Origin of the sequence: Paenibacillus sp. J5C2022, from assembly GCF_025567625.1 — a bacterium.
Lineage (GTDB): Bacteria > Bacillota > Bacilli > Paenibacillales > Paenibacillaceae > Pristimantibacillus.
The window spans coordinates 185,719-206,736 of sequence record NZ_JAOQJC010000008.1; the positions used below are offsets into that span (position 1 = coordinate 185,719).

The window sequence follows — 21,018 nt, forward strand, 5'->3', positions numbered from 1 at the left end:
GGGCAAGTTCAAAAGAACACATCTCCCTGAGGGTGACAGGAGGCGCCGTTCGTTCTTCGGACGTTGCGATCGGCCTAGCTCTTAACGGTTGCCATCGAGCTTATTGCGTTCCAAATCCCACATTTTTGCTGTAACGGTTGCCACGAAGCCTATTTCAGCCAGTGACACCCGATATCGCACATTCCGAGCTCCATAAGCGCCATCGCAACCGTTAGCCTGCATATTCGTCCATTTTGAACCGATTAAGCTCTGTGGCACCCGTTACATCCGCTCCGGCATCACACTGGTACCAGGCGCAGCCTCCTATTCTTCGGAAGTTGCGTTCGGCCTAGTGAACCACTTTCTACTGTCTGCCTCTTTACTAATTCTCTCGCTTGCCATTTAATTCGCATGTTTACGTCAATCCCGCTCGTATACTTCTAACAGAGATGTTTCGCAAGCCCTCATCCATTACTCAAGAAAGTGTGGGATCTTATGGAGCTGCCCAGGTTTATTGATAAACTGCCCGTTCCACCCGTTTTGAAACCCGTTTCTTCCAAAGGCGGAGTCCGCTATTATGAAGCAACGATGTCGCAATTTTACCAATCTCTGCACAGTTCGATGCCGGACACAAAGGTATGGGGGTACGAAGGCATATACCCTGGACCTGTAATCGAGGTTTCGAAAGGGGAGCGAATAAGAGTCAAATGGAGAAATGAGCTGCCCGACAAACACTTTTTGCCTATCGATAAAACCGTTCATGGCGCAGTAGGAGACACACCTGAAGTTCGTACGGTCGTTCATTTGCATGGAGGCGTGACAAAAGCGGATAGCGACGGCTATCCGGATGCTTGGTTTACGAACGGATTCAAAGAAGTCGGCCCGGCTTTTACACAGCAGGTGTACGAATACGATAACCCGCATGAAGCATGCACGCTCTGGTATCATGATCACGCGATCGGCATTACCAGATTGAATATATATGCAGGACTAGCCGGATACTACATGATCCATGACCGCAACGAACGCTCCCTCAACTTGCCCAAGGAACGATACGATATTCCTTTAATGATTCAGGACCGCTGTTTTCAACAAGACGGCTCCCTTTATTATCCCTCTGCTCCCGCTGACCCCATTGATAATCCTGAACATATGAATCCGTCAATCATTTCAAAATTCATGGGAGACACCATTCTCGTCAACGGCAAGGTGTGGCCGTACTTGGAAGTAGAGCCTCGGAAGTACAGGCTGCGGTTCATTAATGGTTCCAACGCCAGATATTATAAATTGCGGCTTGGCTCCTATGAACGGATGAATCAAATTGCAACTGACGCAGGACTGCTTAATCATCCCGTACCGATGCGGACCATTGTGCTCGCTCCGGCTGAACGCGCTGAGATCATCATTGATTTTTCTGTATATCGTAATCAAAAAATCGTGCTGTACAACGATGCCAAAGATAATTATCATGAATTTCCGGATGATCCGGAAGTCAATAAGAAGCAATCACGGTACGTGATGCAGTTCAGAGTCCACTCTCCATTGCGAGGCGTTGATACGAGTACAATCCCGAACAGATTAAATCATATCGCGTTTTATAAAGCAGAACAGGCTGCAAGGAACAGAATGCTGGCTCTCATTGTGCGAGACGACCGTTACGGCCGAAAGATGAGACTGCTGGACTACAAATTGTGGAATGATCCCGTCAGTGAAAAACCAGCTTTGGGAGATATCGAAATTTGGGATCTCTTCAACCCTACATCAGGCGGTCATCCGATTCATATTCATCTGGTTAAATTTCAAATTTTGGACTATCAAGACTTTGACGTTAAGCATTATGAAGAAACGAAGGAGGTCCGATTAATTGGGCATCGCTATCCCCCTCCTCCAAATGAGAGAGGCTGGAAAGATATCGTCAATGTCTATCACGGCAAATATGCTCGTGTTATCGCCAAATTCGCTCCCTACAGCGGTAGGTTCGTGTGGCACTGTCATATATTAGAGCATGAAGATTATGAGATGATGAGACCTTTTGACGTCGTGGAAAAAACACTTTTCCGCAGACTGCTGAAATTATGGAAAGGAAATCGTTAGCTATGATTTGAACAGTCCGGCAAGCTCGAAGGAAGGCTTGATGCCAAGCTCGCGCTTCAGCAGCTCCCGGAAGCGTTCATAATGGTCTTGCAACGCCTTCCAATCCTTCATTCCGCCTAACGTCTGCATGAGCAGGAGATTAGCCTCTTCATCCAGCTCTTGACGCCGGACCAGCTTCCTTGCTACGGGCAGTGCAGCTCCGACCTGCTGCCCGTCCATGAGCGTGCGGATTAACCGCTTGGCGAAATTGTCATACAGATATCCCAATCGCTCTTGCTCCGGCATGGCCCATAAGTACGACAGCTCCCCGAACAGCTCGCCCGCATACTGCTGCTCCAAGGTTAATGCGTCCTCCAAGCTGGATTCATGAATATCTCCAAGAGCCGCTACTTTATGCTCGAAATCAATAAAATCAACTTCCACAGAAGCTAATTCCAGACGGTACTGATCATGATTCGATACGACCATCTCACGAAGTCCTTGTGAAGAGAGTGCTTTGCGAAGCTGGTAAACCGCCGTATGAAGATAGGTTTTTGAATTGTTCAACGGCATATCGGGAAAAACTTGTTCAATAATGAGACTCCGGGAAACGTTTTTCCCTCGATTCAGGAGCAGGAACGCAAACAGCTCCTTGCTTTTACTGGATATCCATTTCACTTCATTGTCCAGCGGGCCGCTTACCGTCAAACCGCCCAGCCCCTGTATGACCGATTGCTTAAGTTCATTCGCATCGCCGTCGGCTGCCGGCTGCCCTTGACGCTTTCTCCTGGCCCGCTCCACGGTCTCCGACAACCGCGGAGCGGAAATCGGCTTCACCATGTAATCGAGCGGATAGGCTTCGAAGGCATCAAGAGCGTATTCCCTATGGGATGTTACGAACACAATATCCAGCTCCTGATGGCGCTCTCTCAATTCCCGCGCCAGCTGCAAGCCGTTGTCGCCCGCTATCTCGATATCGATAAATGCAAGATCCGCCGTATGGTTGCGGAAATAGTCCAGCGCATCCGGCACTTGTCGCATGCTTGCCGCTACTTCTATTCCTTCCATGCGTGCCAGACGCCGCTTCATAACCGTCAGCATCGCTTGATCATCATCAATGATGACAACTCTCATGCGCCTTCACCTCCAATGCCGGAACCCCGCAGCGAGACACGGAAGATGCTTCCCTGCTGCGGAGCGCTTTCCGCCCATATGCGACCGCCGCTCATCCGTACAAATTGCTGGCAGACATGCAAGCCCAGTCCGGTCCCCCGTTCGCCCGCCGTTCCTGTCGCGGAGGCGAATTGCATGGGATCGAACAGCGACTTGACCCGTTCAGGCGGCATGCCGACACCATTGTCTTTGATGGATACCGTGACTATTCCGTCTTCAACTTCTGCACTCATCAGGACGCTGCCTCCCTCTCTGGAGAATTTGATCGCATTAGACAACAGATTTCGGAGAATCACCATAACGGCTTCCCTGTCCGCATATATCTTGATGTCGGCATGTATGTCGAAATCGACCTTCACCCGTTTCGTTCCGCTCTTAATCTGCAGCATCCGGAAGGCTTCATCCGCAATGGCGGACAGTCCCCACCACTGAGGATGAAGAACGAACCCCTCCTTCTGACTGCGAAACCAATCCAGCAAATTTTCAATCATGACATACGTATTCCGGGTTTGCTCGCTTAATGCATCGACAATCTCATGCGTATCCGTATCCATCTGCGCTTTCGCTTCTTCCAGTTCCTCTATCAAATTCACCTGAACGGCGAGCGGATCGCGAATATCATGGGAGACGACGGTGAACAATTGATCCTTCAGCTTGTTCAGCTCGACGATTTGCTCCAGCCGCTGCTGCTTTTCCGTGATATCGATCAATACCGACACGGAACCGTGTTTGACAGGTTTTCTGGAATAGATGGGATACACCTTGACTGTATATACCCGTGTCCCCTCTTGAATAGGGATCTGGATCTCCAGCATGCCCTGCTCCATCCGCTGGCACATGCGCTGCCACTCCGGCCACCGGGTCAACAAGTCCTGGATATTCCGGCCTTCGATCGGGCCTATGCCAGCCCCCTCGAACAAGATATCCGCATATTTGTTGCTGTCGATGACGGCGCCCCCTTGACTGGCGACGAGAATGCCCTCCTGCATCGTCTCCATGACGATGTTCCTTGCCAACGGCACGATGGAGAACAGCCTGAATTGAATGGTAATCCACAGCATCGCCATTCCCAGAAATCCGGTATAAACAGACAAGGGCAGCAGCCATTCCATCTTGTAGGGAAATATCAACTTGAGAATTTCTACAGCTGCGGTGGAGCAGCCAAAAATCAGCATCCACATGGCAGGCCTGCGAATCTCCGGCCGTATATTCCGTATGTAGGTGATTAACGAATAGACGCAGGCCGCAAGAATGATATAGCAGAAAATATTAAAAGATATGGCGTAAACGGATTTATTCGTCTGCAAATACCCGTCGCTCATGAAGATATCCGTATAGATCAGATGGTGAATGGGGTCCGTCCAGACGAGCGCCGACCAGGCTGCGAACAGGGACAGCAGCAGAAGTCTCGGAAGCCGGCGCAAGTAGGCGTCCTTATGCAACAGATCCAGCACAAACATGACCACGAATGGAATGAGAAGCAACAGCGAGGTTTGCCCGATATTCCGCAGCATCAGCTTGGCGGCTGCCGTCTCGGCGTTGCTCTCCAGAATGACGCAACCGGCGTATACGACCCGGCAGACCATTACCCAGGCGAAATAGCGTACGCCCCGATTGTTCCGGTGAAAAAAAGAATAGCACAGAAACGCGCTCATCAAGAATACGGATATGAGCATCGTAATATTCGTCAATGTCAAATTCATCGTATTCTCCTCTATGTGAAAAATGTCAATTTTTCGCGAAATTTCCCTCTACCCTGTTATGATAGCAGAAAAATAGCAAAAACGTTCATCTCAGATGCAATTCTTTCATTATTCTTTCAGTAGCGGTTGCTAGAATGAGCAGATAAAAGAGTGACATTAAAGGAGGATATGAGTTTACTTGAAGAAATTAGGGATGCTGGCGTTGACATTCATCATTTTACTTCAGCCACTGCTTATGCCTGTAAAGGTACATGCCGCGGCTCAGACATTCGTATCGGTTTCGCAGAATTTAAATTTTGGATATGCCCTGGACAGCAACGGCCAAATTTGGGCCTGGGGCAATAATTCATTCGGAGCTTACGGTGACGGAACGACCATTACTGTCGATGACGCGAAACGAGTCGAGGTAATGGATAACGGGTCGCCCGTAACATTCCAAGACGTGAAAGCGGGCACGGAGCATGGGTTGGCATTAGATACGGACGGCCGATTGTGGACGACGGGGAACGACAACAACCTGCAATTGGGCAACGGTTCTGCAGTGGGAGCAGTTCATTCATGGACGAAGATCTCGGCGACGGATGGCGGGAGCGAGGTGGTGTTCGAGCAAATTGCGGCGCTGAGATTTTCATCGTATGCTTTGGACGAGAACGGGAAGTTATGGGTCTTTGGGAATTTTACCAGAGTTCTGTCAGAAGGGTCGGAGGTACCGATTCCGGCTACCCGATATGGAATCGACGCGGAGTCTTTCCAGCGGATTGACGGGAAATTTGATCACTTATTAGGCATTGATACTTCGGGTTATGTATGGGGGATTAGTAACAATAGTAATCTTGATCCGCGAAAGTATACACCGACCGACAGCGGGGGGACGGATGTATTATTTCAGTCCGTTTCATCCGGTATCTGGTTCATGAATACTGCGCTGGACGAGGATGGACAGGTATGGATATGGGGCAATTACGAGGCTGGGCAACTGGGTGACGGGGGCGCAACGAATGCGATTCGTTATGAGCCGGAGCTCCTGCCCATCACAGACGGCGGCGCTCCGGTCGCCATCGCAGACATATCCGCCGGCGATACCCACGTCCTGGCTCTGGATGAACATGGAGATCTATGGGCTTGGGGGAACAATAACGGCGGCAAGCTCGGCAATGGATCGACTGTAAGTTCCAATGTGCCTATCCAGGTGGTGGTGACGGATGCAGGCGGTAATCCGGTACGGTTCACTTCAGTTGCTGCTGGCGATGGCCTCTCTTGTGGCATTGATACCGAGGGGCGGATTTGGACATGGGGAGGAGGAAAGCTTGTTCCGCAGCTTCAGAAGTCCGCTGCCTCCGTCAGCTTGACGGTGACACCGGCTTCATCGTCGTCCTATCTCCAATCGGTCACTTTGACTGCTACAGTGAGCGGAGACGGGGATAGTCCAACGGGGACGATTGTATTTAAGGACGGGAGTACGACGCTCGGGAGCAGTTCGCTCTCGGGAGGGACGGCTACATGGACGACTTCTTCATTATCTGTGGGCAGCCATTCACTGAAGGCGGAATATGCGGGTGATGATTTTTATTCGGCGAAGACTTCGGCGGCCTTGTCTCATCAGGTCAATATGCCAAGTGCCCCGAATTTGACCTTGACACCTTCTTCGACGGTAGATTCCTTCAATCCGGTAACCGTGAGCGTTGCTGTGGACATCAATGGAAGCGGCAACTCTCTGGATCGATTGAAATGGCTGGCTGGGAATCATAGTGCCGCGGCTTTTGCAGCCGCTGGAACGGATATTACAGGGCCTAGAGCGTTTGATGCCGCTAATAATGGCACGTATACGGTATATGCCAGAGACGCAGCTGGAAATGTGACGATCAAAACGATTGTCATCGATAATGTATTGGTTGCAGGCGATGCAACGGCGCTGGCCGGTGCGATCTCGGATGCGGCGCAGGAGCTGACGGATCATCCGCAAGGCTCAGGCGTTGGTGAAGCGCCGGCAGGCGCACGCAGTACGCTCCAAGCTGCAATTGACGCGGCACAAACTGTGTACGACGACCGGACAAACCAAACGCAGAGTGAGCTGGATGCAGCGGTCAGCACGCTGAATGCAGCAGTGACGGCGTTCGCGGGAGCCGTAAACAGCGCGGGCAATGCAACAGCATTAGCTACAGCAATCACCAATGCGAATCAGGCGCTGACGGATCATCCCGAAGGCTCGGGCGTTGGTGAAGCGCCAGCAAGCGCACGCAGTACGCTGCAAGCTGCGATTGATGCAGCGCAGGCCGTGTACGACGATCGGGCAAACCAGACGCAGAGTGAGCTGGATACGGCGGTCAGCACGCTGAATGCTGCGGTGTCAACGTTCACGGGAGCGGTGATCGGCGTTGGCAATGCAACGGCGTTGGCCGGAGCAATCTCGGACGCGAATCAGGCGCTGACGGATCACCCGGAAGGCTCGGGCGTCGGCGATGCGCCAGCAAGCGCACGCAGTACGCTGCAAGCTGCGATTGACGCGGCGCAGGCCGTGTACGATGATCGCGCGAACCGCACGCAAGCGCAACTGGATGCGGCGGTCAGCACGCTAAATGCGGCGGTGACGGTATTCGCAGGAGCCGTAATCGGCGCGGGCGATGCAATGGCTTTGGCCGCAGCAATCTCGAATGCGAATCAGGCGCTGACGGATCATCCCGAAGGCTCGGGCGTTGGTGAAGCGCCAGCAAGCGCACGCAGTACGCTGCAAGCTGCGATTGATGCAGCGCAGGCCGTGTACGACGACCGGACAAACCAAACGCAGAGTGAGCTGGATGCGGCGGTCAGCACGCTGAATGCCGCGGTGACAACGTTCGCGGGAGCCGTGATTGGCGCGGGCGATGTAATGGCTTTGGCCGCAGCAATCTCGGATGCGAATCAGGCGCTGACGGATCATCCCGAAGGCTCGGGCGTTGGTGAAGCGCCAGCAAGCGTACGCAGTACGCTGCAAGCTGCAATTGATGCAGCGCAGGCCGTGTACGACGACCGGACAAACCAAACGCAGAGTGAGTTGGACACAGCGACAAGTACGCTGAACTCAGCGGTGTCAACGTTCGCGGGAGCCGTGATCGGCGCGGGCAATGCAATGGCGTTGGCCGGAGAAATCTCCGACGCGGAGCAAGCGTTGACGGATCACCCGGAAGGCTCGGGCGTCGGCGATGCGCCAGCAAGCGCACGCAGTACGCTGCAAGCTGCGATTGATGCAGCGCAGGCCGTGTACGACGATCGGGCAAACCAGACGCAGAGTGAGTTGGACACAGCGACAAGTACGCTGGAAACAGCGATAATGGCTTTTGAAGCTGCGGTGATCGGATCGGGGAACGCAACGGCTTTGGCCACAGCAATCTCCAACGCCGAGCAAGCTCTGACGGATCACCCGGAAGGTTCGGGCGTCGGCGAAGCGCCGGCAAGCGCACGCAGTGCGCTGCAAGCTGCGATTGACGCGGCGCAGGCCGTGTACGATGATCGCGCGAACCAAACGCAGAGTGAGCTGGATGCAGCGGTCAGCACGCTGAATGCAGCAGTGACGGCGTTCGCGGGAGCCGTAATCGGCGCAGGCGATGCAATGGCTTTGGCCGCAGCAATCTCGGACGCGAATCAGGCGCTGACGGATCACCCGGAAGGCTCGGGCGTCGGCGATGCGCCAGCAAGCGCACGCAGTACGCTGCAAGCTGCGATTGATGCAGCGCAGGCCGTGTATGACGATCGCCTGAACCAATCGCAGACCGAGCTGGATAGCGCAACGAGTGCATTGAATGACGCCATTGCGGCTTTCAAAGCTGTTGTAACCGGCATTGCCATAACAGCGCCATCTGATGGTCTATACGGCTTAGGACAGACTTTAGCCTTTAAAGTGACTTATGGATACGGAGTAACTGTAAGCGGGACACCGGAGATTTCGTTTGAAATCGGAGGCAGTACGGTAACCCAAGTCGTCTATGCTGCTTATTCAGGTGATCGCGGAACGGAATTAACCGAGCTGAGCTTTCTGTATGACATTCCGCAAGATCTTGTGGATGTAGACGGCATTGCCATTCTGTCGCCAATTGGCCTTCCAGACGGTGCAAGCATTATGCGGACATCCGGCGGTGCCGCCGATCTAGCCTATGAACTGCCGGATACGGGCGGAGTGCACATCGTCTCGGCAGCCCCTGATCTTGCTCTAAGCAGCGCACCTGATAACAGCACCTCTACACAAAATGCAGTCAGCGTCACAGTGACGGCAAGTGTGTACGGGCAGTCGGCGGGCAATACGCTGACAGAGCTTAGCTGGATGCGCGGAAGCCACAGCGCAGCTGAATTCCAAGGCGGCGCCGACAGCAGCGACATATTAGGCGCGAATCAATTCGACGTTACCGTGAATGGAACCTATAGCGTCTACGCGAAGGACGCGGCAGGCAATGAAGCTGTCACGGAAATTACGATAACCAACATCGTAACAAGAGATAACGGCAACGACGACTATAATGACGGCGATGACGATGACCAGGATGAAGACAGGGAACCCGGCTTCCTCATCACCCTGACAGCCGATGCAGCGATGACAAGAACGTATCGGCTGACACCGGAACAATTGGAAGCGGACGAAATTGTGATCGATGGCAATCTGCTGGCACTTTCAGACAATCCGCAGGAATGGGAAATGAAACTGCCTGTGAAAACGCTTCTGGCATGGACGGAGGCGAATCCCGATGGCCGGCTCATCCTGCGCACTGGCCTTGCGGATTACGAGCTGCCCTCAGCAGTCTTGTCAAGTCTGCAGGAGGAATCGCTTAATGCGGTAATATTGCGGCTTTCCACTGTATCCGGCGGCACTTTAGAGGAATTGGAAGCAGAGGTGGAAGCAATCGGCGGCCAGCTTCTTGGAGAGCCATTAAAGATCGGGCTTGCCACGATAATTGACGGTCATGAGCAGATGTTAGCGACCTATGAACAATATATCTCGGTTACGCAGAAGATCGGGACCGAGGTACAACCGGATAACGGACTGGTTGCACGTTATCATCCCGAAGCAAACGCGTTCTCGCCTGTGCCCGCTTTGATTCAGTCGGATGCTGTGCATTGGAGCAGCCGATCCGGCGGCATTTATGCCGTGTTGTCTAATGACAAGAACTTTGCAGATGTTAGAGACACATGGTTCGAGGAAGCAGTCAATCGACTGGGCTCGAAGCTGATCGTGAAAGGCATCGATGAGACGCATTTTGCCCCGAACGACCTCGTTACCCGTGCAGAGTTGGTGGCTATGCTGGTCAGATCGTTAGGTCTGGAACCTGTGTCGGATAGCTCAAAGGTATTTACCGATGTCAGAAGCTATGCTTGGTATGCAGGAGCTGTGAATACCGCTGCCAGGGAAGGGCTTGTCCACGGGTATGAGAATGGAAGCTTCCGTCCAGCCGTGGAGATCAGCCGAGAGGAAACCGTTGTTCTCCTCGTCAACGCGATGCGCTATGCCGGCATGACATTCGCCGATAGGGATCAAATCGATCTGTCAGAATTTACGGATGCTGTGGCGATATCGGACTGGGCGGCGGATGATATGGCTGCCGCCGTTCAATCGGGTATCATCAAAGGAGACGACACACAGTCGTTGAATCCGCAGGATGCCATCACTCGTGCGGAAGCTGCAGTGATGCTGGAACGCATGTTAAGAGCAGTGAAATTCATCAATTAAGATGGAGGCAGTTAACGGGCGTCTCAGGAATTTATCCTGACGGCGCCCGTTTTCATGCGGCGGTTTATTGACAACGCACCGCTTCAAGTATAGCGTTAGACTCATCAGAAAATGCTGGGCAAAATGGAAGGTATGCTGATAGCCGGTGAGCTTACCGGTGAATGAGCATGCGGAAAGGATGTGTCTATATTGTTCGGATGGCTGCGGACGGGATTAATGCTGGCGGCGGTGCTGATTCTGACCCGATTTATCCCTTTCTCTTCTTTCTTCCGCAACGTCAATACGCTAGTGCACGAACTGTCCCATGCCGTGGCCGCACTGGTTCTGAGAGGAAGTGTCATGCAGATTCACCTGTACCCCGATCAGAGCGGTGTGACGTATACGGTGTTCGAAACGGGATGGAGAGTCATTCCAATCGCAGCGGCGGGTTATGCGGGGGCTTCTCTGTTTGCCGTTTGGCTGTTCGCGCTGTATGCGCGCGGTAGCGTCAAGTCGGGGCTTGCGATCATTGCCGTCACAGCCGCGGCCGCGCTGGCGTTGTTTATCCGCAATGATTACGGCATGCTCTGGAGTGCAGGCTTCGTGCTGCTAACGGGGATTGTGCTGCTGCTGCCCGGTTGGGTGCAGAAGGGTTATTATTTGCTGATCGCATTCTTGTGTCTGGTAGAAGCGCTGGTCACACCGTTCATCCTGCTGTACTTGTCTGTCGTTACCCCTACAGAAGCGGGCGACGCGGCCAGCTTGAGTCAAGCGACCGCAGTCCCGGCGTTCATCTGGTCACTGCTGTTTGTTCTTTTCTCGCTTTGGTGTGCGCGCATCGCATTGAATCGGCTGTTTGTCCCGAGACCTTCCAGAGCGGAACAGCACTAGACATCCTGGCTATACGGAGACGGTTCTCATTTGGATATACCCTGCGCTTCCCTATTCGGCAATATAACCTGATCAAGCCCCTTCTCTTGGACGACCAACTCTTCGAAAAATTGAATGATCCGCTTCACATAAGCTTCCTTGTGCCGCCGATAGGACCCAACATGGCCTGCGTTCGCAACTCGCCAAAATCTAAAAACGTCGCGATGAGTCTCATACATGTTCCTACTGTTCCAATAAGGAATAGCGCGATCCGCATCGCCGTGGATAAACAATACCGGCCTGGGATAGATTCGATCCAGCTCAGCCCGGGGATTCACGTGATCCGGATTGCCGACATGGAGGCGAATAAAGCCCAGAATGAGCGGCGTAAACGGAAAGTTGGGCAGCTTGGTCCAAACCGAAAAATTATCCGCCAAATAAGGAGTCAGCGACTCGAACGGGCTATCCGCAACGATACCGGCTACTTCCGGAGAACGGGAAGCCGCAATCAACGACGTAGAAGCCCCCATAGAGAAGCCGTGAAGCGCAATCGGCGAAGCAGGGTGATGACTTTTAACCCATTGGATTGCTCCCAGAAGATCCTCTGTTTCATATAGCCCAATTGAAGTGACCTTGCCGCCTGATTCACCGCAATTGCGGAAATCGAACATAAGGACGTTGAAGCCCGCATCTGTCAAATCGTTGGCCAGTTGCAACGCCGGCAGCTTTTGCTCCAGACGGTTCCCCCTGTATCCGTGGGCAAAAATGACGGTTGCGGTCGCATCGTCCCGCTGCGATGGAAGAAACCAGCCCCTCAGAAGGATTCCATCCGTGCTCGGAAATTCAACCTTCTCAAATGAAAGCCCGTAATCTTCCGGTGATTCGTCAAGCGGTTTCCGCCGCGTACCCCTGGTTAGTTTCCATGAAACGTAGAACGATAATCCCAAGCCTCCCGCAACAATCAGAAAGACCGCACTCAATACCGTCCATAACAGAATCTGAATGACCATTGTTCCGTTCCTCTCCATGGTAAAGTGGAATACCATACATTCCACATTACCATGGAGCAATGAAAGAATGATGAAAGACGGTTAGGAACATGTCCCATCTTCGCGTTATTTCCGACTATTCTTCTGTACAAAAAATGACATATTTTGATATAATACCTGTGAACAACAGACTTGGGTGGGGAAGTATCGCCTTCAGAGTGGAGGTGATGCTCATGCAATTTTCGTTGACGGAAGTGATCATGCTCGGCATGTTTTTGCTGGCTCTGCTCACATATCTAAAAAAACGAAAATAACCCGCCCAGGTTAACGGCCTGCGAGTTATTTTCTGGTTTCTGACTGGGGGTTTCCCACCCAATGTGTTGTGCAGGGAGTCGGATGGCCGTCCGGCTCCTTATTTCTATCCTAATCATATCACGGGTGTTTCATTCATGCAATTTACCTATTGTCTTGACTAGCCAATACATCCTACCACTCTTCAATTAATTTCGCTATTTCATTACGGCAAGTAATTTCACAATCGTCTGTGCTGCTTCTGCCCTGGTCAGCGCTTCGTTAGGAGCAGCTATATTTCCGCTTCTCCCCTCGACAATACCTTTACTATAGAGCGCGGAAACCGCTCCGCCCCTTCTGTGCGAGGATCGACTTCTGTGCGAACCGGACTAGTGTAGGGAAACCTGGACTGGAGCGCTGAAAAGGGGCATGTGAGCTAGAATGGTGCAGCAACCTACACTGGAGCACCGATATAGGGCATGTGTGGTGCCGGAGCGGATGTAGCGGTTGCCACAGAGCTTAATTGGCTCAAAAGGGCGAATTTGCAGGCTAACGGTCGCCATGGCGCTAATGTGACACGAAAAGTGTGATTATGGTGAATTCAGCTCGAAATAAGCTCAGTGGCGCCCGTTACAGCAAAAAAAGTAGAGTTTGAAACGCAATAAGCTCGATGGCAACCGTAAGAGCGAGAATTGAGAAGAAGTAACTACTTGTTGCGTTCATGTTGACACTTCATTAATCTTTACCCTCCTGTTAGTTGCGATATCCAGCATTTCCCACTATTAAGTAGCCGCTTACATTTCTATCCTTATGAATCACCTCCTTAACGCTCACTCGTAGTGAATACGCTCGGCCAGCTCGTGCTCCACCTCAATGCTTGCTCGTTCCAACTGCTGCTGAACATGCTCTTCGTATTGCTCCTTCGCGTATTGCAATTGAAGAACCGCCTTCACTTCATTGAAGGGCATGTAGCCGCCGGAGTCACGCTCCAGGCATTCCAGCACATAGACATGGCCATTAAAGTAAAATGAGCGGCTTAGCTCACCCGCTTGGAGCACGGAGACATGCTGAAATAAACCAGCATCAAAACCTGTATCGATAGGCTTCGTGCTCTGATTGAACATGCGGACCGATTGCCCGCCTAGAGAGCGATCTATGAGGACATCAATAGGCCGCTCTCCCCCATGCTCGATATACCAATAATCCGCTTGATCCACTACACCATATTTGCTGTAAAAGTATTGCGTGCCGTACTTCGAGCGATAAGTGATGTTGACCAGGACGAGCCCTTCCTCCATGTCGGGAACAAGTGTGGGAATCTCGCCAACATATTGCGCCTGCTCATGCGCCGTAATCGCTTCATAGTGCAGGACATCATAGATACGACCAGCCGTATCTGCAATTTCAACCGTAATGTGTACGTCAACGCCGGATTGATGACTATGCAAGTAGAGACGGTGTGCGAAAGCTTCGCCCTTCGTTACGCCCAGACTGCGATAGTCCAGCGATACATGAACGGGGGAGAAAGGCTGCTTCGTCCAGTAATAGCTCATTTTCGTTTCCCCGTAGTAATCCAGCAGATTCGTACATGACACATTAGGCCAAGGCTCGCTCATCTGCCAAATAATGCTGCCGCTATTTCGGAATTTTCTCCGCCGGTTGGCTTCAAGGATAAATCGTATTCCTTCCGCCTGCACCCATTGGCTTGCCGCAGAGAACTGCTCAATATCCGCCAGCTCGCCGAACAGCTTCCGATCGCGTTCCCAGGTGTCCCACCACTCGCCATGATGCCGCCATACGCGATTATCCTTCATCGATGCGGGTACTAGCTGCTCCGGGCTTAGAAACTTGCGCAAGCTCTTGACGCTGCTCAAGCCATCCACCCCGAATTCGCTATGGAACAAATTATCGTTCTCGCCATAGAACCGATAATGCTCCGGGTTGTCCATATACTTCCAATGCCCGTGCACATCATGTCCCAGGCCCTTCACATCTGTAATATATTGAACAGGTCCCGAAGCGGAAGTAGGCAAGCAGAGCCGCTGCGGATCATATTGCTCCACCAGTTGCCGCAGCATCGCCAGATTGGCATCTTCGAAGCCGGATGGCTTATTCGGCTCGCTCATCAGCTCATTGCCGCCGCTCCATACGGTCAGCGAAGTATAATTGCGGCGAGTTCGCAATGCGGCAATTGCCGACTGGCGCAGCAGCTCGAGGAATAGCGGCTTCTTCGAAGGAATATTATCCACCCCTGAGCTGGATTGCATAAATTCCTGCCAGATTAAGATGCCATGCCGATCGCACTGCTCATACAACCGATGTTTCTCAATTAGTCCGCCGCCCCATATGCGCACAAGATTCATATTCGCTTGCTTCATCATATAGATCATCCAGTCATACTGACCGTCCTTCACATTGCCGTACAAGTGATCAAGCGGCGCCAGATTCGCTCCGCGAATATAGATGCGTTGACCATTGATTCGTATCGTATAAGGCAGCGCATCGCTAGGACTGCCTTCGTTCTGCTCATATTCCAGCTTGCGGATGCCCGTCTGGAAGGATTGCGTGCATAGCAGATTTCCTGAGAGCGAGTAAAGTTCAATTGTGACCCTATAGAGTGGCTGTTCGCCATCCCATATGCCGATATTCACTAAGCGAGTGGAGAAATCCCATTTATAATTAAACCTGCTCTTTTGTGTGAAGGTTTCCGATGTTTTGCCGATTTGCCCCATTTCATCCGGAGCATGCAGCAGCAGAACGGCTATTTCGATTGGCTGCCGCTGTGCGATCATATCCGTGATATCAACTACCGCCTCGGTAAACATCCCTTTATGCTCGCCAAGCCTTACCCCATTGACATAGATAATAGCCTCATAATCCAGGCCTTTGAACACCAGCTCGAACTTCTCTCCCAGTTCGTCTATCGGGTCGATTGTCGTACGATACATCCACCAGCGATTCTCCACCCATTCGCATTGCAGGCTGTTCAGCTCGTAATACGGGTTCGGAATGAGACCTGCCTCATATAGATCGAAGTGTACGCCGCCCGGTACGGTAGCAGGCAGCCATTCGCATATGCCCAGCAGCTCCTGCCCGAGCTCCATGCTTACGGATTTGATTGGAACCCATGGCCAGAATCCTTTCACCTGCCAGGCTGCGCCTTGCAATTGTATCTCTTTCATGTGCCGTAACTCCTTCCAATCGCGCTATGAATAAAGCTCATCTTAGCACACAGACTTTCCATTCCGACAGGTTGCTATCCTGCTAAATGGTATGGAATAGGAGCAATGCATCATAACCCGCCGACCAACTTGGACAATAGTCTTATAGTAGAGGCATAGAGCGAGAGGAAGGTTAGCGCCATGTTGAAAACGCTTAACAATGACGATGAATACTTTAGTAAGAGCCCAGTACGGGAGTGATCGTCTTATCGCAATCCTGTCTGGTAATGCCTTCCTGCCACTTATCAGAATTGCACGATACTTCTCCATAACAAGTGGAACATGTGTTGCATCTCGTCCTCGGAGAGCTTTCCGTACTTCTGCTGATACATAATCATTCCTCTGATGCTGCCGTAGATGTGCTCACTCAGCAAGGTGAGCTTCATAGGGACAATGACCTCCTCCTGGATCCCCCGGTTCAGCAACTGCTCGATAAAGGCGAACTGCCGCTTCATCTCTTCCTTGTGCAACCGATGGATGAACGGAGAGCTCGCGAACAGCTCGAGAAATTTAAACTTCTGCTCGTGCTCGCTCCCCCACTGAATCCACTTGTACCACAGCTCACGTATGCCCTTCTTCACGGAGACGATTTCCGCCGTGTCCGGTACAATAAATTCATAAAGCTCTTCTTTCGTGGCGACATAAATGGAGGCAATAAGCTCCTCCTTCGTTTTGAAGTAATGAAAGAAGGTTCCGTTGGACACACCGGCTGAGGCAATTAGCTTCGTAATGGGCGTTCCGTGAAATCCGTATTCTACAAAGGCTTCCAACGCTGTCTGGAGGATAGCTTGCTTCTTATTCATCATGATCTCCTTCTGTCATATGCGGCATAATAAGAGTATACACTCTATATTTTAAAGAATGATACAAATCTATCTTGTGAAATTCGGCTGAAAACGAATAGTTTTGACTTTCATTTCCCCATATTGTATATTATATCCAGAGTGAACACTCTATACTCGTTAATCGTGAAGGGAGCTGCTGCCAATGTATAACGTCGTCCTTATTACAGGAGCGTCTACCGGAGTCGGATTGGAGACATCGCTACTGCTGGCATCCAAAGGTTATAAGGTCTATTCTACTATGAGAGATGTAACGAAAAAAGAGCGTTTGCTCGAAGCGGCGCACCAAAAGCAAGTTGATGTCACAGTCAAGCAGTTGGACGTTACAAGCAGCGAGAGCGTGAACCGCTGTGTGCAGGAGATCCTCGACGAGCAAGGGCATATCGACATCCTTGTGAACAATGCCGGTGTAGGCTTCATTCGTACGACGGAGCAAGCGACGGAGGAAGAAATACAATGGCAGCTCGACGTCAATCTGATGGGTGTCATGCGATGCACCAAGGCCGTATTGCCGAGCATGAGGCAACGCCGTAGCGGGCGCGTCATCAATATTACGTCGGTCGGAGGACTGGTGGGCCAGCCGTTTAATGAATTTTACTGCGCGGCCAAATTCGGTGTGGAAGGATATACGGAATCGCTTGCAAGCTATGTACAACCGCATTTTCAGATCAAGTTCACCGCGATCGAGCCCGGCGGGATCGTCTCGGAATTCACCAACAATGTACTGCAGCAATTCCAGGGCAGCGGCGGGATGAAGGATGACGAGTATGCTCCATTATTGAACCAATATATTCAGGGAACTCAGAGCCGCGCATCGGAAGGAATCTACCAGACGTCGGAGGAGGTGGCGCGCGTCATTCTGTCCTGCATGGAGATGGATGAGCCTCCGGTAAGGATGAGAACGTCGCCGTGGGCTGAGCAATTCACTCGGCTCAAGACAGAGTCGGACCCAAGCGGCAAGAAGCTTCAGCAGCAGATCACCACCGCGTTGCTCGGGAAACAAGATTAGAGCAGGTAACTTTCTGCAGCAAGGCCATCTCCGATCATGTTCATAGGAAAGAGTCGTTGCAGCCTTCCCTCTACAACGGCTCTTTCCTGTTCAACAATCCGTATGGGTACTATGTCCTGTCCGGTAATTCCATCCTAATTTAGTCGGTCATCATACATCAGTTGGATTTGAACGCCGAACGGGTCTTCGACAATGCCGTATGCTTTGCTGAACACATTGCCGGCCAATGGGACAATTACTTTCACCCTGTCATCTGTAGTCAAGCTGTTGTAGAAGCCCTCAATCTCATCCAGGTCCGCACTTTGCACACACAATGAAGTGTTGTTTCCCACTGCATATTTTTGTTTGGGGTCCATTGGATCTTCAGCCAGCATGACTTTTGTTTTTCCGATCAATAGGACGGAATGCGAGACATCATGCTTGTTTTCATCCGTAAGCTGCAGCGAGCTGTCGCGTTTTGCCATGTCCTCATAGGTGACAAGCAATAGTTCCTCCGCTTTAAAGTGCTTTTTGTAAAAATCTACAGCTTCCTTGGCTTTTCCGTTCATGGATAAGAAAATCGCTACCTCTAGTGTTGCATGCATCGTATGCATCTCCTTTTTGTATCAAGATATAATGTGATGTCAGGTCGTTTGATGACTGCCTTGCGTTTATTCTAAAATATAAAGGTATCAAACTATGACACCTTATAAGGAGATCAACCGTGAAGAAATCCGAACGTTTAAATGACATGATTAGATATATGAACGGCCGTGAATTCTTTAATTTAAGCGACTTAATGGATAAATACGCTATCTCAAAAAGTACGGCCTTGCGCGATATCGCTTCATTAGAGCAATTGGGCATGCCCATATATGCGGAACATGGCAGACATGGACGATACGGCATATTAAAAAACAGATTGTTGTCGCCCATTATTTTTACGATCGATGAAGTGTATGCCTTGTATTTCGCCATGTTGACGTTAGACGCTTATCAATCTACGCCCTTTCATTTAAGTGTCAATGGGCTGAACGAGAAGTTTGAAAACTGTCTTTCTCCGGAACAAATCAAGCGAATACATAGCATGAAAAAAGTGCTGCAATTTGAAATGGTTCAGCATCAGTATGTGAGTCGTTTTTTAGACAGCATTCTTAAAAGCATTGTTAATGAGAGCAGCTGTTGCATTCGTTACGCAAAAAGTAATCAGGAAACGAGCTACCATGTGCAGTTTTTCAAAATTTCCGCCAGGTTTGGTCAATGGTATGCTGCTGGAATAGAGTTGCATACGAACCAACATAGAGTGTTCAGATGCGACAGAATAACCTTCATAGAAGAAGAGCGCGAACAACGCTATTCCATAGACGAGCTTATTAGTCGCTCATTGGAGTTTTACCGTTCGAACCATAGCATTGAATTTGAAGTCGAGATTTTAGAAGAAGCAAAGGATATTTTTTATAAAGAACATTATCCTTCGATGAAAATGGAAAGTGGCGACGGGACCTTTATTAAGGGGTTCTACAATCCAGGCGAGGAGGAATTTCTAGCCGACTATATGATGAGATATGGTCAGAATGTGGTGTCCGTGAAGCCTGAATCGTTAAAGCGATTGATTCGGGATCGAGTAGAGAGTCTACTGGATCATTATGAGCGGATTTAGATTTAGAAACTACTCTCTAGCTTGTACAGCAATGGCACATCGCATTCGCAAACCTTCTGTGCAAGAAATTACATATTTTGATATAATACTAGTGTACAACAGACTTGGGCAGGAAAGTATCGCCTCCAGAGTGGGGGTGATGCTTATGAAATTTTCGTTGACAGAAGTGATCATGCTCGGTATGTTCTTACTGGCTTTACTCACTTATCTGCATAAACGAAAATAATCCGCCCAGGTTAGCGCCAAGGTGCGGATTATTTTCTCTGACATTTGGAGGTTTCCCACCCAAAATGTTGTGCAGGGAGTCGGATGGCCGTCCGGCTCCTTATTCTTATTCTAATCATATCACGGGTGTTTCATTCGTGCAATTTGACTTTGAGAAGATTCTGACCCTAATTTCTCATCTCATAGATTTTTTGCAAGGTATTGAGGTGCAATTCTTCCGGTATTATGCCTATCGGCGGCATTTCGGTCTCAATATAGCCGTATTGTTTCAAATCAATCAATGAACCCATCCTCTCCAACAGAATTAAGTTGTTTTTAGGTATAAAAATACCGCGAACAAGCAGCCTCCTAAGAAGCTGCTGTTCACGGCGAAAAGCCAAAAGTCGGCTAATAAAAAGGGATGCGACCTTCATCGTATCCCGCTGACAGCAGTATTCACGAAAGGTTACTGTTTATGGCATAGCATAAAACATTGGTAATATTCCCGGTCGCTATCATTCCAAGCTGTACTCTAAGATTGGTATTTACTATGCCCGGTAATTGGTTAAGTTAAATCCACCAATACCATATAAGCAGTCACTTAAAACATCTCCTTTCGCGGGAAAAAGTTGAAATACAATCTCACTACTATAGTGTGACATAACCCTTCGTGAGAAAGCAGTAGAAAACTTAGTAACTCAACTTTCGCAGAACGAAATTCGGCTTAAAAACTTGATGTGACTTGTGAAACCATGGATTACAAATAGAACTTGCAAAATTCGCGCCATTCAAGCCGGTGCTTCCGCATCGTGCAACTTGTCGATTTGATCAATGAAATCGCCACAAAGGTAGGAAAGAAAGTCTCCAGTTTGATTCAGCGTCAACTCCAGCAATGGATTGCCGGTTTGCCTAACTACATCAAGGCGTATTTGTCGATTTCAAGCTGCGAAAGTTGAGTTAATAAGAAATACCTTTAGCGAGGTGTATGTGCCATGCAATGGCAAGAGGTTCGCAATATTTACCCTGACTTTCCTGCCTCCAACCGAGGCCACATCGCTTACAGCCAAGCATTCGCTAACTTTCCTACCTCCAACCGAGGCCACATCGCTTAATAACGGAATTGTCTTACCATTTTCGTCCCGCAGCTTCTCATTGTGCTTGTCTACAAAGCGATCCCCATGTTTATGTTCATCAAAGAAGATACGTTTCGGAATGTTTGTCCCCATACTCTTCACTTACCAAAAATAAAATCGAGGCGAAAGACAACCCACCCCGAATTTTTATAAATTAATATTATGAAAAAACGTTACTACTTAGCTACTAAGCAAGTAGGAGCTTATCGCTCAAAATGGTC

The 21,018-nt window shown here is 50.4% G+C and carries 12 protein-coding genes and 2 pseudogenes; 6 read left to right on the top strand and 8 right to left on the bottom strand.

Translation table 11 applies throughout. The features are described 5' to 3' along the window. The first annotated feature begins 474 nt into the window (after positions 1 to 474). Entirely contained in the window at positions 475 to 2,073 is a 1,599-nt protein-coding gene (locus M6D81_RS08990; protein ID WP_262676531.1) for a multicopper oxidase family protein, read from the top strand. On the opposite strand, the gene M6D81_RS08995 is transcribed toward M6D81_RS08990, so the two are convergent. Together M6D81_RS08995 and M6D81_RS09000 are read right to left on the bottom strand one after the other, a co-directional pair. Next, positions 2,074 to 3,186: a response regulator gene (locus M6D81_RS08995; protein ID WP_262676532.1), complete on the bottom strand. Its 1,113-nt coding sequence runs from the start codon at positions 3,184 to 3,186 to the stop codon at positions 2,074 to 2,076. It lies immediately after the preceding gene. Then, positions 3,183 to 4,928: a sensor histidine kinase gene (locus M6D81_RS09000; RefSeq protein WP_262676533.1), complete on the bottom strand. Its 1,746-nt coding sequence runs from the start codon at positions 4,926 to 4,928 to the stop codon at positions 3,183 to 3,185. The genes M6D81_RS08995 and M6D81_RS09000 overlap by 4 nt, the downstream gene beginning before the upstream one ends. Positions 4,929 to 5,106: 178 nt before the next feature. On the opposite strand from M6D81_RS09000, the gene M6D81_RS09005 reads away from it, so the two are divergent. Together M6D81_RS09005 and M6D81_RS09010 are read left to right on the top strand one after the other, a co-directional pair. Then, positions 5,107 to 10,620, top strand: a complete 5,514-nt coding sequence (locus tag M6D81_RS09005; protein ID WP_262676534.1) for an S-layer homology domain-containing protein — start codon at positions 5,107 to 5,109, stop codon at positions 10,618 to 10,620. Between the two features lie 189 nt (positions 10,621 to 10,809). Next, positions 10,810 to 11,490 (top strand): M50 family metallopeptidase, encoded by a 681-nt coding sequence (locus tag M6D81_RS09010; protein WP_410795708.1) that lies wholly within the window; start codon positions 10,810 to 10,812, stop codon positions 11,488 to 11,490. Between the two features lie 26 nt (positions 11,491 to 11,516). Here the strand turns inward: M6D81_RS09010 and M6D81_RS09015 are convergent, their stop codons facing one another. From M6D81_RS09015 to M6D81_RS09025, 4 genes and pseudogenes are all read right to left on the bottom strand, one after another. Further along, positions 11,517 to 12,479 (bottom strand): alpha/beta hydrolase, encoded by a 963-nt coding sequence (locus M6D81_RS09015; protein WP_262676536.1) that lies wholly within the window; start codon positions 12,477 to 12,479, stop codon positions 11,517 to 11,519. A gap of 488 nt (positions 12,480 to 12,967) precedes the next feature. Continuing rightward, positions 12,968 to 13,087: pseudogene (locus tag M6D81_RS31780) on the bottom strand (S-layer homology domain-containing protein); the annotation flags it as partial. Between the two features lie 492 nt (positions 13,088 to 13,579). Continuing rightward, positions 13,580 to 15,931 carry a glycosyl hydrolase 2 galactose-binding domain-containing protein gene (locus M6D81_RS09020; RefSeq protein WP_262676537.1) on the bottom strand — a complete coding sequence of 784 codons (2,352 nt, stop codon included), beginning with the start codon at positions 15,929 to 15,931 and terminating at the stop codon, positions 13,580 to 13,582. A gap of 284 nt (positions 15,932 to 16,215) precedes the next feature. After that, a complete protein-coding gene (locus M6D81_RS09025; RefSeq protein ID WP_262676538.1) occupies positions 16,216 to 16,776 on the bottom strand; it encodes a TetR/AcrR family transcriptional regulator in 561 nt (186 codons plus the stop codon). Positions 16,777 to 16,957: 181 nt separating this feature from the next. On the opposite strand from M6D81_RS09025, the gene M6D81_RS09030 reads away from it, so the two are divergent. Further along, the gene (locus M6D81_RS09030) at positions 16,958 to 17,821 is read left to right on the top strand and encodes an SDR family oxidoreductase (RefSeq protein WP_262676540.1); all 864 of its coding nucleotides are present in this window, start codon (positions 16,958 to 16,960) and stop codon (positions 17,819 to 17,821) included. 134 nt (positions 17,822 to 17,955) lie between these two features. On the opposite strand, the gene M6D81_RS09035 is transcribed toward M6D81_RS09030, so the two are convergent. Then, positions 17,956 to 18,405 (bottom strand): VOC family protein, encoded by a 450-nt coding sequence (locus tag M6D81_RS09035; RefSeq protein ID WP_262676541.1) that lies wholly within the window; start codon positions 18,403 to 18,405, stop codon positions 17,956 to 17,958. Between the two features lie 119 nt (positions 18,406 to 18,524). On the opposite strand from M6D81_RS09035, the gene M6D81_RS09040 reads away from it, so the two are divergent. Next, entirely contained in the window at positions 18,525 to 19,460 is a 936-nt protein-coding gene (locus M6D81_RS09040) for a helix-turn-helix transcriptional regulator (RefSeq protein WP_262676542.1), read from the top strand. Between the two features lie 392 nt (positions 19,461 to 19,852). Here the strand turns inward: M6D81_RS09040 and M6D81_RS09045 are convergent, their stop codons facing one another. Beyond that, positions 19,853 to 20,098, bottom strand: a complete 246-nt coding sequence (locus tag M6D81_RS09045; RefSeq protein ID WP_262676543.1) for a hypothetical protein — start codon at positions 20,096 to 20,098, stop codon at positions 19,853 to 19,855. A gap of 378 nt (positions 20,099 to 20,476) precedes the next feature. On the opposite strand from M6D81_RS09045, the pseudogene M6D81_RS31785 reads away from it, so the two are divergent. Continuing rightward, a pseudogene (locus M6D81_RS31785) lies at positions 20,477 to 20,620 on the top strand (IS4 family transposase); the annotation flags it as partial. Positions 20,621 to 21,018 lie beyond the last annotated feature (398 nt).

What these genes read in the sequence shown, in the direction of transcription:
- M6D81_RS09020 (WP_262676537.1), bottom strand. Translation starts at nt 15,931, where the DNA reads ATGAAAGAGATACAATTGCAAGGCGCAGCCTGGCAGGTGAAAGGATTC.
- M6D81_RS09045 (WP_262676543.1), bottom strand. Translation starts at nt 20,098, where the DNA reads ATGAAGGTCGCATCCCTTTTTATTAGCCGACTTTTGGCTTTTCGCCGT.
- M6D81_RS08990 (WP_262676531.1), top strand. Translation starts at nt 475, where the DNA reads ATGGAGCTGCCCAGGTTTATTGATAAACTGCCCGTTCCACCCGTTTTG.
- M6D81_RS09015 (WP_262676536.1), bottom strand. Translation starts at nt 12,479, where the DNA reads ATGGTCATTCAGATTCTGTTATGGACGGTATTGAGTGCGGTCTTTCTG.
- M6D81_RS09035 (WP_262676541.1), bottom strand. Translation starts at nt 18,405, where the DNA reads ATGCATGCAACACTAGAGGTAGCGATTTTCTTATCCATGAACGGAAAA.
- M6D81_RS08995 (WP_262676532.1), bottom strand. Translation starts at nt 3,186, where the DNA reads ATGAGAGTTGTCATCATTGATGATGATCAAGCGATGCTGACGGTTATG.
- M6D81_RS09000 (WP_262676533.1), bottom strand. Translation starts at nt 4,928, where the DNA reads ATGAATTTGACATTGACGAATATTACGATGCTCATATCCGTATTCTTG.
- M6D81_RS09025 (WP_262676538.1), bottom strand. Translation starts at nt 16,776, where the DNA reads ATGATGAATAAGAAGCAAGCTATCCTCCAGACAGCGTTGGAAGCCTTT.
- M6D81_RS09030 (WP_262676540.1), top strand. Translation starts at nt 16,958, where the DNA reads ATGTATAACGTCGTCCTTATTACAGGAGCGTCTACCGGAGTCGGATTG.